At 66.1% G+C, this 12,327-nt stretch carries 12 protein-coding genes; 7 read left to right on the forward strand and 5 right to left on the reverse strand.

Annotation, left to right across the window (positions count from 1 at the left end; genetic code table 11):
• The first annotated feature begins 150 nt into the window (after positions 1 to 150).
• The 5 genes from ettA (at position 151) to AT699_RS04925 (ending at position 3,538) form a co-directional block, all read left to right on the forward strand.
• Positions 151 to 1,824: an energy-dependent translational throttle protein EttA gene (gene ettA / locus AT699_RS04910; RefSeq protein WP_024067854.1), complete on the forward strand. Its 1,674-nt coding sequence runs from the start codon at positions 151 to 153 to the stop codon at positions 1,822 to 1,824.
• A 58-nt stretch (positions 1,825 to 1,882) separates the two neighbouring features.
• A complete protein-coding gene (locus tag AT699_RS30790; protein WP_006388973.1) occupies positions 1,883 to 2,158 on the forward strand; it encodes a type II toxin-antitoxin system VapB family antitoxin in 276 nt (91 codons plus the stop codon).
• Complete coding sequence (locus tag AT699_RS04915; protein ID WP_058207222.1) at positions 2,145 to 2,522, forward strand: type II toxin-antitoxin system VapC family toxin; 378 nt, start codon at positions 2,145 to 2,147, stop codon at positions 2,520 to 2,522. The genes AT699_RS30790 and AT699_RS04915 overlap by 14 nt, the downstream gene beginning before the upstream one ends.
• A gap of 67 nt (positions 2,523 to 2,589) precedes the next feature.
• A complete protein-coding gene (locus AT699_RS04920; protein WP_024067855.1) occupies positions 2,590 to 3,123 on the forward strand; it encodes an isochorismatase family protein in 534 nt (177 codons plus the stop codon).
• Between the two features lie 190 nt (positions 3,124 to 3,313).
• Positions 3,314 to 3,538 (forward strand): glycine zipper 2TM domain-containing protein, encoded by a 225-nt coding sequence (locus AT699_RS04925; RefSeq protein ID WP_006388976.1) that lies wholly within the window; start codon positions 3,314 to 3,316, stop codon positions 3,536 to 3,538.
• Positions 3,539 to 3,667: 129 nt separating this feature from the next.
• On the opposite strand, the gene minE is transcribed toward AT699_RS04925, so the two are convergent.
• From minE to AT699_RS04945, 4 genes are all read right to left on the reverse strand, one after another.
• Positions 3,668 to 3,925 (reverse strand): cell division topological specificity factor MinE, encoded by a 258-nt coding sequence (gene minE, locus AT699_RS04930; protein WP_006388977.1) that lies wholly within the window; start codon positions 3,923 to 3,925, stop codon positions 3,668 to 3,670.
• A gap of 3 nt (positions 3,926 to 3,928) precedes the next feature.
• Positions 3,929 to 4,744 (reverse strand): septum site-determining protein MinD, encoded by an 816-nt coding sequence (minD, locus tag AT699_RS04935; RefSeq protein ID WP_006388978.1) that lies wholly within the window; start codon positions 4,742 to 4,744, stop codon positions 3,929 to 3,931.
• 188 nt (positions 4,745 to 4,932) lie between these two features.
• Positions 4,933 to 5,850: a septum site-determining protein MinC gene (gene minC / locus AT699_RS04940; protein ID WP_024067857.1), complete on the reverse strand. Its 918-nt coding sequence runs from the start codon at positions 5,848 to 5,850 to the stop codon at positions 4,933 to 4,935.
• A 217-nt stretch (positions 5,851 to 6,067) separates the two neighbouring features.
• Entirely contained in the window at positions 6,068 to 7,834 is a 1,767-nt protein-coding gene (locus AT699_RS04945; protein WP_006388981.1) for a glutamine--tRNA ligase/YqeY domain fusion protein, read from the reverse strand.
• Positions 7,835 to 7,970: 136 nt separating this feature from the next.
• Here AT699_RS04945 and AT699_RS04950 point away from each other — a divergent pair, with 136 nt between their 5' ends.
• Together AT699_RS04950 and AT699_RS04955 are read left to right on the forward strand one after the other, a co-directional pair.
• A complete protein-coding gene (locus AT699_RS04950; RefSeq protein ID WP_006388982.1) occupies positions 7,971 to 9,314 on the forward strand; it encodes a cytochrome ubiquinol oxidase subunit I in 1,344 nt (447 codons plus the stop codon).
• On the forward strand, positions 9,311 to 10,366 hold the full coding sequence (locus AT699_RS04955; RefSeq protein ID WP_006388983.1) for a cytochrome d ubiquinol oxidase subunit II: 1,056 nt from the start codon (positions 9,311 to 9,313) through the stop codon (positions 10,364 to 10,366). The genes AT699_RS04950 and AT699_RS04955 overlap by 4 nt, the downstream gene beginning before the upstream one ends.
• Before the next feature lie 111 nt (positions 10,367 to 10,477).
• Here the strand turns inward: AT699_RS04955 and recQ are convergent, their stop codons facing one another.
• The gene (gene recQ / locus AT699_RS04960; RefSeq protein ID WP_006388984.1) at positions 10,478 to 12,307 is read right to left on the reverse strand and encodes a DNA helicase RecQ; all 1,830 of its coding nucleotides are present in this window, start codon (positions 12,305 to 12,307) and stop codon (positions 10,478 to 10,480) included.
• Positions 12,308 to 12,327: the final 20 nt, after the last annotated feature.

Below are 12,327 nucleotides of genomic sequence, written 5' to 3' on the forward strand. Positions count from 1 at the left end.
GGGGTGGGCGGGGCGCCGCGAAAGGCGTCATGGAACGGACACAAGCCGTAAATATAGCCTTGCCACCCGCGCGCGGACCCCGCCCGCACGCCTGCCCGGGTTCCGGCCTACAATCAGCGATTCATCAGCTTTCTTTCCCTATACGAGCCCATGGCCCAATACGTCTACACCATGAACCGCGTCGGCAAGATCGTGCCGCCCAAGCGGCAGATCCTGCGTGACATCTCGCTTTCGTTTTTTCCTGGCGCCAAGATCGGCGTGCTGGGCCTGAACGGCTCGGGCAAGTCGACGCTGCTGAAGATCATGGCGGGCGTGGATCGCGAGATCGAAGGCGAAGCCATCCCCATGCCGGGCCTGAACATCGGCTACCTGCCGCAGGAACCGCAGCTCAACCCCGAGCACACGGTGCGCCAGGCGGTTGAGGAAGGCCTGGGCGCGGTGGTCACCGCCAAGAAGCGCCTGGACGAGGTCTACGCCGCCTACGCCGAGCCGGACGCCGACTTCGACGCGCTGGCCGCCGAGCAGGCCGAGCTGGAAGCGATCATCGCGGCCGCCGCCTCCAGCGGCGCCGACGACATCGAACACCAGATGGAAATCGCCGCCGACGCGCTGCGCCTGCCGCCCTGGGACGCCATCGTCGGCAACCTGTCCGGCGGTGAAAAGCGCCGCGTGGCGCTGTGCCGCCTGCTGCTGTCCAAGCCCGACATGCTGCTGCTGGATGAGCCCACCAACCACCTGGATGCCGAAAGCGTCGAATGGCTGGAACAGTTCCTGCACAAGTTCCCGGGCACCGTCGTCGGCGTGACCCACGATCGGTACTTCCTGGACAACGCCGCCGAATGGATCCTCGAACTGGACCGCGGCTACGGCATTCCCTGGAAGGGCAACTACAGCTCCTGGCTGGAGCAGAAGGAAGATCGCCTCAAGCAGGAAGAGGCGTCCGAATCGGCCCGCCAGAAGACCATCAAGAAGGAACTGGAGTGGGTGCGCCAGAACCCGAAGGGCCGCCAGGCCAAGGCCAAGGCGCGCCTGGCCCGCTTCGAGGAACTGTCGTCCTACGAATACCAGAAGCGCAACGAGACCCAGGAAATCTTCATTCCGGTGGGTGAGCGCCTGGGCAACGAGGTCATCGAATTCAACAACGTCAGCAAGGCCTACGGCGACCGCCTGCTGATCGACAACCTCAGCTTCAAGATCCCGGCCGGCGCCATCGTCGGCATCATCGGCGCCAACGGCGCCGGTAAATCGACGCTGTTCCGCATGATCGCGGGCCGCGAGCAGCCGGATTCGGGCGAAGTGAAGATCGGCCAGACCGTCAAGCTGGCCTACGTCGACCAGTCGCGCGACGCGCTCGAAGACAAGAAGACCGTGTTCGACGCGGTCGCCGACGGCGCCGACCTGCTCACCGTGGGCAAGTTCGAAATGTCCTCGCGCGCCTACCTGGGCCGCTTCAACTTCAAGGGCGGCGACCAGAACAAGGTGGTCGGCCAGTTGTCGGGCGGTGAACGCGGCCGCCTGCACATGGCCAAGACGCTGATCGCCGGCGGCAACGTGCTGCTGCTGGACGAACCGTCCAACGACCTCGACGTCGAAACGCTGCGCGCGCTGGAAGACGCGCTGCTGGAGTTCCCCGGCAGCGTCATGGTCATCAGCCACGACCGCTGGTTCCTGGACCGTATCGCCACGCACATCCTGGCTTTCGAGGGCGATTCGCAGGTGGTGTTCTTCGACGGCAACTACCAGGAGTACGAAGCCGACAAGAAGCGCCGCCTGGGCGAAGAGGGCGCCAAGCCCAAGCGCCTGCGCTACAAGGCGCTGAAGTAAGCCGGCCTGTCAGGCGGTGCGAAAATCCCGGCCATTGCGCGCCGGGATTTTTTTTCGGATGATAGAATCAAAAAGTTCATCATTTGATGCGAATTTTTGCTCCAATCATTTCAAGGAGGCCAGTGTGCGTACGACTGTGACGCTCGATGACGACCTGCTCGAATTGGCCCGTACCTATACGGGCGTCCAGGAGACATCGGCGCTCGTAACGCGAGCGCTGACCCAGCTCGTGCAGAAAGAGGCCGCGAAGCGGCTGGCCAAGCTTGGTGGTAGTTCGCCCAAGTTGAAGCCTATCCCGCGGCGGCAGACGGAAACCTGCAATGATCCTGGTTGACACTTCCATCTGGATAGATCATTTATCCGACGGCGAGCCATGTCTGGTGCGCTTGCTGGAGGAAGAAAGTGTATTGATGCACCCGTTCATCGCGGGTGAATTGGCGCTGGGTTCGTTGGGCCGGCGTGACGTTGTATTGGGTACGATGTCGCTATTGCCTCAAGTCGTGCGTGCGAGTCATGACGAAGTCATGCACTTTCTTCATAGCGAGAGATTGTTTGGAAAGGGCATTGGTTATGTGGATTTACACTTGTTGGCGTCCACGCGACTGACACCTGGCGCGGCGCTATGGACCAGGGAAAAACGGCTGCAGGCACTCGCCACCACCTTGAGCCTGGCGGTTGATCCCCCGAGATATCATTGAATGAAGCGGTTTGGCGTGATGGTCGTACCGTATCGTCGATACCGCCTTCAACCTCAGGAGACCTCCCATGTTGTTGCAAGCCTCCGATTCCACGCTGCTCATCGTCGACATGCAGGGCCGCCTGATGCCTGCGATCCACGACGGCGACGCGGTGGTGGCGGCCAACGCCAAGCTGGCGCGGGCCGCGCGGCTGCTGGATGTCCCCGTGGTCGCCACCGAGCATCACAGCAAGATGCTGGGCGTCACCGTGGCGCCGCTCGCCGAGCTGGTGCAGTCCACTTTCCAGAAGATGCACTTTTCGGCCGCGCGCGAACAAGGCTTCGATGCCTGGCTGCCGGCGGCGCGAAAAACGGTGCTGGTGACCGGCTGCGAAGCCCACATCTGCGTGTTGCAGACCGTCATCGGTTTGACCGGGCTGGGTTACAAGGCGGTGCTGGTGGCCGATGCGGCCGGTTCGCGCAAATCGTCCGACCACCATGCCGCGTTGCGCCGCGCGCGCGCCCACGGCGCCGAGATCGTCACCACGGAAATGGCCATTTTCGAGTGGATGGAGACCTGCGAGCATCCGCGCTTCCGCGACGTGTTACGTCTGGTCAAATAGCCGGCCGCGCCTGCAACATCGTCCCTGGGAGTCGCAAAGATTCCCTCGCCCTTTGACACAATTCCTGGGCAAACCTAACACCGCGGGACGGGATATTTTGCGATCCTGAAGGCTCTAAACCCATAAGGGGTATCGTGCGCTCGCGTCTGGATCTAGGTGCGGCCCCGGGTACAAGAATAGGAGCCTCATCATGAAAATCGCATCTCTTTCCAAAATCTGTGTCGCTGTCGCCATGGCCGCCGCCATGGCCGGTTGCTCGTCGTGGGACAGCATGAGCCACCGCCAGAAAAGCACGGTGGGCGGTGCGGCGCTCGGCGGTGTGGCGGGTGCCGTCATCACCAACGGCGGCATCCTCGGCACGGTGGGCGGCGCGGCGATCGGCGGCGTCATCGGTGATCAGGTGGGCAAGCACTAAGCCGCGAACCAGGCAGTCGCCAGCATGCGCTGGCGTACCGTGCCAAACGCAAAAACGCCCGGCATTGCCGGGCGTTTTTGCTTTGTGGCGCAGAACGAGGCGCGCGCCGGCGGGCGGCGCGCGCGGACATCAGGTTTCGCTTTGCGGCATCTCGATCTTGACCTCGAGCACTTCGAGCGTGTCCTGGCGTTCCAGGTGCACCTTGATGTCCTCGGGATTGATCTTCACGTACTTCGAGATCACCGCGATCAGTTCCTGCTGCAATTGCGGCAGGTAGTCGGGCGAATCGCCACGGCCCCGCTCGTGGGCCAGGATGATCTGCAACCGTTCCTTGGCGACGGAAGCGGAGGTTTTCTTTTGACCAAGCAGAAACGACAGGAAGGACATTGCTTACTTGCCTCCGAACAGGCGTTTCAGGAAACCCGGCTTTTCGTAGTCGGTAAAGCGCAGGGCCTTGTCTTCGCCCAGGTAGCGGGCCACGACGTCCTTGTAGGCCTCGGAGACGTCGGTATCTTTCAGGTGGATGGCGGGCAGGCCCTGGTTGGAGGCTTGCAGCACGGCTTCGGACTCGGGAATGACGCCGATCAGCTTGATGCGCAGGATGTCCTCGATGTCGCCCAGCGACAGCATTTCGCCGTCGACCACGCGCTTGGGGTTGTAGCGCGTCAGCAGCAGGAATTCCTTGACCGGCTCGCCGCCCTCGACGGCGCGTTTGGACTTGGCCGCCAGGATGCCCAGGATGCGGTCGGAATCGCGCACCGACGAGACTTCCGGGTTGGTCACGACCAGCGCGTCGTCGGCGAAATAGGCCGCCATCAGCGCGCCCGTCTCGATGCCGGCGGGCGAGTCGCAGACGATGTAGTCGAAGCCCATTTCCTTCAGGTCGTTGATGACCTTTTCCACGCCTTCCTGCGTCAGCGCGTCCTTGTCGCGCGTCTGCGAGGCGGGCAGGATGAACAGGTTTTCAAGCTGCTTGTCCTTGATCAGCGCCTGGTTCAGCGTGGCTTCGCCCTGGATCACATTGACGAAGTCGTACACCACGCGCCGCTCGCAACCCATGATGAGGTCGAGGTTGCGCAGGCCGACATCGAAGTCGATGACAGCGGTCTTGTGGCCCCGCATCGCGAGGCCCGCGGAAAAACTGGCGCTCGTCGTGGTCTTGCCCACGCCGCCTTTGCCGGAAGTCACCACAACAATGCGTGTCATGACGATCAAACCCTTATGTTCGAATAAATCGCGTTATCGTAAAGCAAAAAGCCCGTGTAAGGCTTCTTACAGAATGTGTTGAACGGGCACGGCCCGTTCGAGACTGACAGAGTATTGCGTTGCAGGACCATTCCGCGTCCGGCGCCGTCTCGCGCCAGCCCCGACGGCATGGACCGCGGAAGGGCATCTCAGGCTTTCAAGGCCTCGATGCGCAGGGTGTCGCCGTCCAGCCGGACCAGCGCGGGCTGGTTGTGCAGCGAGCGGTCGAGCTTGTCTTCCACCACGCGGTACACGCCGGCCACGGCCAGCAGCTCCGCGTCCAGGTGCGTGGTGAAGATGCGCGCCGACGTGTCGCCGCGCGCGCCGGCCATGGCCTTGCCGCGCAGCGGACCGTACACGTGCACGTTGCCGTCGGCGATGACCTCGGCGCCCTGGCTTACCATGCCGATCACGACCAGGTCGGTATGGCGCGCGTAGACGCGCTGGCCCGAACGCAGCGGCTTGGTGATGACCAGGGCCGATGACGATTGCGGCGCGGCCGGCGTGGGGCTGGGCGCCGATGTGGTGCTGGCGGCGGCGCGCTCGGGCAGCGGCTCGGCGGCCGCCTTGTCGGCGGGCTTGTCGGTGGCCTTGTCCGCGGATTTATCGGCGGTCTTGTCGGCAGCCTTGTCGACCTGCGCTTCAGCGGCGGGCGTGGGGGCGGGGGCGATCTCGACGGCGGCGGCCGGCACCGACGGCACCGGCGTGGCGACATCGTTGGGCGGCGCCGTATCGATGACCTGCGCCGGCCGGGCCGCGGGGGTGGACAGCTCCACCGGCGTCAGGCCGGCGGCGCGGGCCGCGGCCAGGTTGGCGCCCTCGGCCACGACGCCGATGGGGGGCAGGTTGTGCCCGCGCAAGGCCGCGACCAGGGCGGGCCAGTCGATGGTGTCCTCGACACGGCTGGCGTCGATCACCACGGGCTCGTTCTCGAAGAAGCTGCCCGCGTCCGCCATGCGCTTGGCCAGCGCGGCGTTCAGGCGTTCGGGATCGGCACTGTGCAGGACCACCCGGATGGCATACAGGGTGGCGCTCTTGAAGTCCAGGGCTAGGGATTCAGTGTTCATCTTGATCGGGGGCTGGCGGTTCCGGGCGCCTGGAAGGGGCGCGCGCAACCGGCTGCGGAATGTCGGGCATGATAACCCGCCCCGGGCCCGTTCAATCGATTCGGCAAGGGGGAAAAAAACCGGAATCGCGGCGGATGGCGCAGGCGCCGCCGGACGCGGCGCCATCCGGCGGGTCTTTCATGCGGGTCCCGGCCCTGGCAGCCGGTCCCGCCGACGATCAGCCCTGCACCCAGGAGTCGCGCAAGGTCACGATGCGGTTCAGCACCGGCTTTTCCGCCGTCGATTCCTTGATGTCGGCCGTGAAGTACCCCAGCCGCTCGAACTGCCAGGTCGCGCCCGGCGTCGCCACCGTGCCCGGTTCCAGCCAGGCCGTCACCGTTTCCTTCGAATTCGGATTCAGGCAGGCCAGGAAATCCTTGTCGCCGCCATCGGGCCGCGGATCCGCGAACAGGCGGTCGTACAGATGGATCTGCGCCGGCACCGCATGCGCCGCGCTGACCCAGGTGATATTGCCCTTGACCTTGACGCTGTCCGCGCCCGGCGTGCCACTGCGCGTTTCCGGCAGGTATTCGGCCTGCACCTCGACCACTTCGCCGGCCTCGTTCTTGGTGAAGCCGGTGCAACGCACCACGTAGCCGTATTTCAGGCGCACCAGGTTGCCCGGGAACAGGCGGAAGTATTTCTTCGGCGCTTCCTCGCGGAAATCGTCACGCTCGATCCACAGCTCGCGCGACAGCGGGAACTCGCGCAAGCCGGCCTCCGGATCGTGCGGATTGCGCGGCGCCGTGCAGATTTCGGTCTGGCCTTCCGGATAGTTGGTGATGACCAGCTTGAGCGGGTCCAGCACCGCCACCGAACGCGGCGCAATCGGGTCCAGGTCGTCGCGCACGGCCTGTTCCAGCAGGCTGTAGTCGATGCGCGAATCCGACTTCGACACCGCCGTGCGGTCGCAGAACAGGCGGATCGAGGCCGGCGTGTAGCCGCGGCGGCGCAGGCCGAAAATGGTCGGCATGCGCGGATCGTCCCAGCCATCCACGTGGCCTTCGCGCACCAGTTGCAGCAGCTTGCGCTTGCTGGTGACCACGTAGCTCACGTTCAGGCGCGAAAACTCGTACTGGTGCGGCAGCGGCTTGGCCAGCTTGCCCAGCTCCGCCAGGCGTTCCAGGATCCAGTCGTAGAACGGCCGCTGGTCTTCGAACTCCAGCGTGCAGACGCTGTGGGTGATGCCTTCCAGCGCATCCTCCACCGGGTGCGCCCAGCTGTACATCGGGTAGATGCACCACTGGTTGCCGGTGCGGTGGTGGGTGGCGTGGCGCACGCGGTACATGACCGGATCGCGCAGGTTGATGTTGGGCGACGCCATGTTGATCTTGGCGCGCAGCACCAGGCTGCCATCCGGATGCTTGCCGTCGCGCATCTCGCGCAGCAGCGCGATGGACTCCGCGGCCGGGCGGTTGCGCCAGGGCGAGTCGGTGCCGGGTTCGGTCAGGGTGCCGCGGTTGGCGCGGATCTCGTCGGGGCTCTGTTCGTCGACGTAGGCATGGCCGGCCTCGACCAGCGCCTCGGCGAACTCATACATATAGCCGAAGTAGTCGCTGGCGAAGTACAGGTTGTCGCGGCCGTCGGCCTTCCAGTCGAAGCCCAGCCAGTGCACGGCCTCGATGATGGCGTCGACGTATTCCTGGTCTTCCTTCTCGGGGTTGGTGTCGTCGAAGCGCAGGTGACAGACGCCGCCGAAGTCGCGCGCCAGGCCGAAGTTCACGCAGATGCTCTTGGCGTGGCCGATGTGCAGGTAGCCGTTGGGCTCCGGCGGAAAACGGGTGCGGATCTTCGCCGGGTCGGGCTCGCCCTGCTGCTGCACGGCGGCCGGGCCAGGCTTGCCGGCCCAACGCTTGCCCTGGAAGCGGTTGGCTTGCAGGTCGTCCTCGACGATGTTGAGCAGGAAATTGGATGCGGCGGGGGTCGGCGTCGTGGCGGAGGTCATTCTTGAAAGAATAGGAAAAAGCAGCGACAAAGCGTCAATTTTGCCACGTTCCCGGGACAAGCCATTTTTGGCTCGCTGCAAGCGGTTTCAAACTGGCCCCCATTGTCATGTAACTGGCTCTACACTACGGGCCATCATGGATATTTCCACTCTTTCATTGGCCCGCGCGCAATTCGTGGCCAGCCTGAGCTTCCTGGCGTTGTTTCTCGCCGTGGCCCTGGCGCTTGCGTGGGTCCTGCTGTTCTTCAAACTCCGGGCCCGGTTCTCGGGCCTGGGCGGCTGGACCGCCGCCTACCGCTTCTGGGTCCGCATCTTCGCCCTGTCGTTCGTGCTGACCCTGGCCGCCTGTGTACCGGTGCTGATCCAGCTTGGCAGCCTGTGGTCCGGCCTGATGGACAAGATCGGCAACGTTGCCGGTCCCCTGCTGGGCTACGGCATCCTGTCGGTCTTCATCCTCAAGTCGTGCTTCCTGGGCGTCATGCTGTTCGGCCAGCGCCGCGTGTCCGACGGCGCCCATACCCTGGCGGTGCTGATGGTGGCGGTGGGGCAACTGGTGGCGCTGTTCTGGGTGCTGGCGCTGCAATCCTGGATGCAGACGCCTGATGGCGCGGTGCTGGTCGATGGCCGCTACCAGGTCTACGACTGGACCGCAGTGGTATTGAACCCCTCCGTCGGCTGGCGCATGGCCGTGGTGGTGGTGGGATCGGCCCTCGCCGCCGCCTTCCTGATGATGGGCGTGACCGCGCTGCAGGCATTACGCCGCCCGCTGGGCGATGGCGAACGCGCCACCTTCAAGACCGGCCTGGTGATTGCCGCCCTGGCCGCGGTGCTGCAGGTGCCGGTGGCGACCGGCGCCGGCCAGATGGTGGCCAAGTACCAGCCCGCCAAGGCCGCGGCCGCCGCGGGCTATTGGGAAAGCGGCAGCGAACCGCGCCTGGTTCTGTTCGGCTGGCCGGACGCCCGCGCCCATGCCAACGTGGCCGACTGGACCTGGAACAACGCCGGCGGCATGTGGCTGCATCGCAATGACGACGGCACCTATCTCGGCCTGGACAAGTATTCGGGCATGCTGCCGCCGGTCGCGCTGACCTTCTGGTCGCTGCGGGTCGCGGCCGGGCTGGGCCTGTTGATGCTGGCCGTCTCCTGGATCACCTTCCTCTGGACCTGGCGCCGCGGCCTGGACGTCTCGGTGCTGCCGCAATGGTGGCAGCGCGTGCTCTGCGGCATGATGTTCTCGGGCGGTATCGCCGTGGTGGCCAGCTGGTGGGTCTCGGTGATCGGCCTGCAGCCCTTCGTCGTCAACGGCACCGTCACCCAAACCGAGGTGCTGGGCACCATGTCCTCCAGCACCGTGCTGTATGGGCTGGTCGGCTATGGCGTGTTGTATGCGCTGCTGCTGGCGGCGTTTGCCGGCATGCTGTTCCACGCGGCCCGCTACGGCGTGGTGCCGGTGCGCAAACTGGGCGGAGGCACGCCATGATCGCCATGCTGGCCGCTTCGCAGGGGTTGAGCCCCGATGATCCTTCCTTCTGGATGCCGCTGGCGTTCATGGGCCTGCTGTTCGTCGTCATCGCCGCCGGCGTGGTGCTGGACGGCTTCGACCTGGGCGTGGGCATCCTGCTGCAGCTGGCGCCCGAACAGGAGCGCGGCCGCATGATGAGCCTGCTGAGTCCCTGGCGCGACGCCAACGAGTTCTGGCTGTTGCTGGGCATGGGCCTGTTCGCTTCCGCGTTTCCGTTCGCCTGGGGCGCGGTGCTGGGCAAGCTGTACGGGCCGCTCACCTTCATGGTGTTGGGCGTGGTGTTGCGCAGCGTGGCCTTCGAGTTCCGCATCCGCGCCCGCAACGAGGCCAAGCCGCGCTGGATCTTCGCCTTCTGGGCCGGGTCGCTGATGACCGCTTTCGGCCAGGGCATGCTGCTCGGTCGCATCGCCACCGGCTACCAATCCGACGCCGGCTATGGCTGGTTCGCGCTGTTCGTCGGCCTGTGCGCCGTGGCCGCCTATGTGCTGCTGGGCGCGTCCTGGCTGGTGATGCGGGTCGACGGCGACCTGCAGCGCCGCGCCGCCAACTGGGCGCGCCATGCGATCCGCTGGACCGCGGTCGGCATGGTGGCCATTGCCGTCACGCTGGGCCTGGCCAACGCCGGCATCTTCTACAAGTGGAGCAACATCGCCCACCTGAGCCTGGCGGCCACGGTATGGGTGCTGATGCTGGCGGGCTTCGTGGCCGCCGAAATGCTGCTGGCGCGACTGCCGGGCCGCGCCGACCGCTTCAGCTGGCTGCCGTTCGTGCTGTGCGTGGCGCTGTTCCTGCTGATGCTGAGCGGGCTGGCCTACAGCCTGTTCCCCTTCCTGATCCTGGACGACATGACGCTCTGGGACGGCGCCGGCGCGCTGGGCTCGATGCGGCTGGTGATGGCCGGAGCGGTGGTGGGGATACCGGTGGTGCTGGTGTTCAACATCCTGGCCTACCGCTCGGTGTTCGGCAAGGAGCGCGCGCCCGTGCCGCTGTTGCCGCCGCCGTCGCCCTGAGGTCCGAGGCGGCAGGCGCCGGCGGATGGCCATGTCATCCGCCGTGCCGGGCCGCCCTGGTCGGCCACCCCGGCCGCTCCGGTCGCGGCTCCCGGGAGCGGGGGCCCGGCGCTACAGCACCGGCCGCGCCACCCGTTGCAGGATTTCCTCGCCGTAAGCTTCCAGCTTGCGCGCGCCGACCCCGCTGATGTGGCTGAGCGCGTCCATCGACTCGGGCTGGGCCAGCGCGATCTCGCGCAGCGTGGCGTCGTGGAAGATCACGTAGGCCGGCACGCCGTGGCTCTTGGCCACTTCGCCGCGCCAGGCGCGCAGCGCCTCGAATACCGGTTGCAGTTCGGCGGGCAGGTCGATCGCCGCGGCCTTGGCGCGGCTGCCGCCGCTCTTGCCGGAGCGGGCCTTCTTTTCGGATTCGCGCCGCAGCATCAGCTGGCGCTCGCCCTTGAGCACGGCGCGGCTGCCTTCGGTCAGGGCCAGCGTGCCGTAGCCTTCGTTGTCGACGGTGAGCAGGCCCTGCGCCAGCAACTGGCGCAGCACGCCGCGCCAGGCCGTGTCGCTCAGGTCTTCGCCCACGCCGAACACGCTCAGGGTTTCGTGGCCGTGCTGTTTGGTGCGGTCGGTGACCTTGCCGCGCAGGATGTCGATGATGTGACCGGCGCCATAGCGCTGGCCGCGTTCCTTCCACAGCCGGTACACGGCCGACAGCACCTTCTGCGCCGCCACGGTGCCGTCCCAGGCCTGGGGCGGATCGAGACAGACGTCGCAATTGCCGCAGGCGCTGATCTGCTGGCCGAAATACGCCAGCAGGCGCACGCGGCGGCATTCCACGGTTTCGCACAGGCCCAGCATCGCGTCCAGCTGCTGGCCGAGGCGGCGGCGGTAGGCGTCGTCGCCCGGGGATTCATCGATCATGCGGCGCTGCTGCACCACGTCCTGCAGGCCGTAGGCCAGCCAGGCGGTGGCGGGCAGGCCGTCGCGGCCGGCGCGGCCGGTTTCCTGGTAATAGCCCTCGACCGATTTGGGCAGGTCGATGTGGGCCACGAAGCGCACGTCGGGCTTGTCGATGCCCATGCCGAAGGCGATGGTGGCGACCATGACCACGCCGTCCTCGCGCAGGAAGCGCGCCTGGTTGGCGGCGCGCACCTGCGGGCTGAGCCCGGCGTGGTACGGCATGGCGTCGATGCCCTGGTTGCAGAGGAATTCGGCGGTTTCCTCGACGCGCGCCCGCGACAGCGCGTAGACCACGCCGGATTCGCCTTCGTGTTCGGTGCGGATCATGTCCAGCAACTGCTTGCGCACCTCGTTCTTTTCGACGATGCGGTAGCGGATGTTGGGGCGGTCGAAACTGGAGACGAAGTGGTGCGCGTCGGTCAGCGACAGGCGCTGGGCGATCTCGTTGCGGGTTTCGGCGGTGGCGGTGGCGGTCAGCGCGATGCGCGGCACGTCCGGCCAGCGCTCGTGCAGCATCGACAGGCCCAGGTATTCGGGGCGGAAGTCGTGGCCCCATTGCGAAACGCAGTGGGCTTCGTCGATGGCGAACAGGGCGATGTTGCCGCGCTCCAGCAGTTGCAGGCAGCGGTCGGTCAGCAGGCGCTCGGGCGCGACGTAGAGCAGGTCGAGCTCGCCGGCCAGGAAGGCCTGTTCGACGTCGCGCGCCACGCGCCAGTCCTGGGTCGAATTCAGGAAGGCGGCGCGCACGCCCAGTTCGGTCAGCGCGTCGACCTGGTCCTGCATCAGCGCGATCAGGGGCGAAACGACGATGCCGGTGCCTTCGCGCACCAGCGACGGGATCTGGTAGCAGAGCGACTTGCCGCCGCCGGTGGGCATCAGGACCAGCGCGTCGCCGCCGTCGATGACCTGCTGGACGATGGCTTGCTGGTCGCCGCGGAAGGATTCGTAACCGAAAACGCGCTGCAGGACTCCGAGGGCGCGCGCGTCAGACATGGGGGTAGGCGGTGAGCATC

It is taken from the genome of Achromobacter xylosoxidans, assembly GCF_001457475.1.
Classification (GTDB): domain Bacteria; phylum Pseudomonadota; class Gammaproteobacteria; order Burkholderiales; family Burkholderiaceae_B; genus Achromobacter; species Achromobacter xylosoxidans.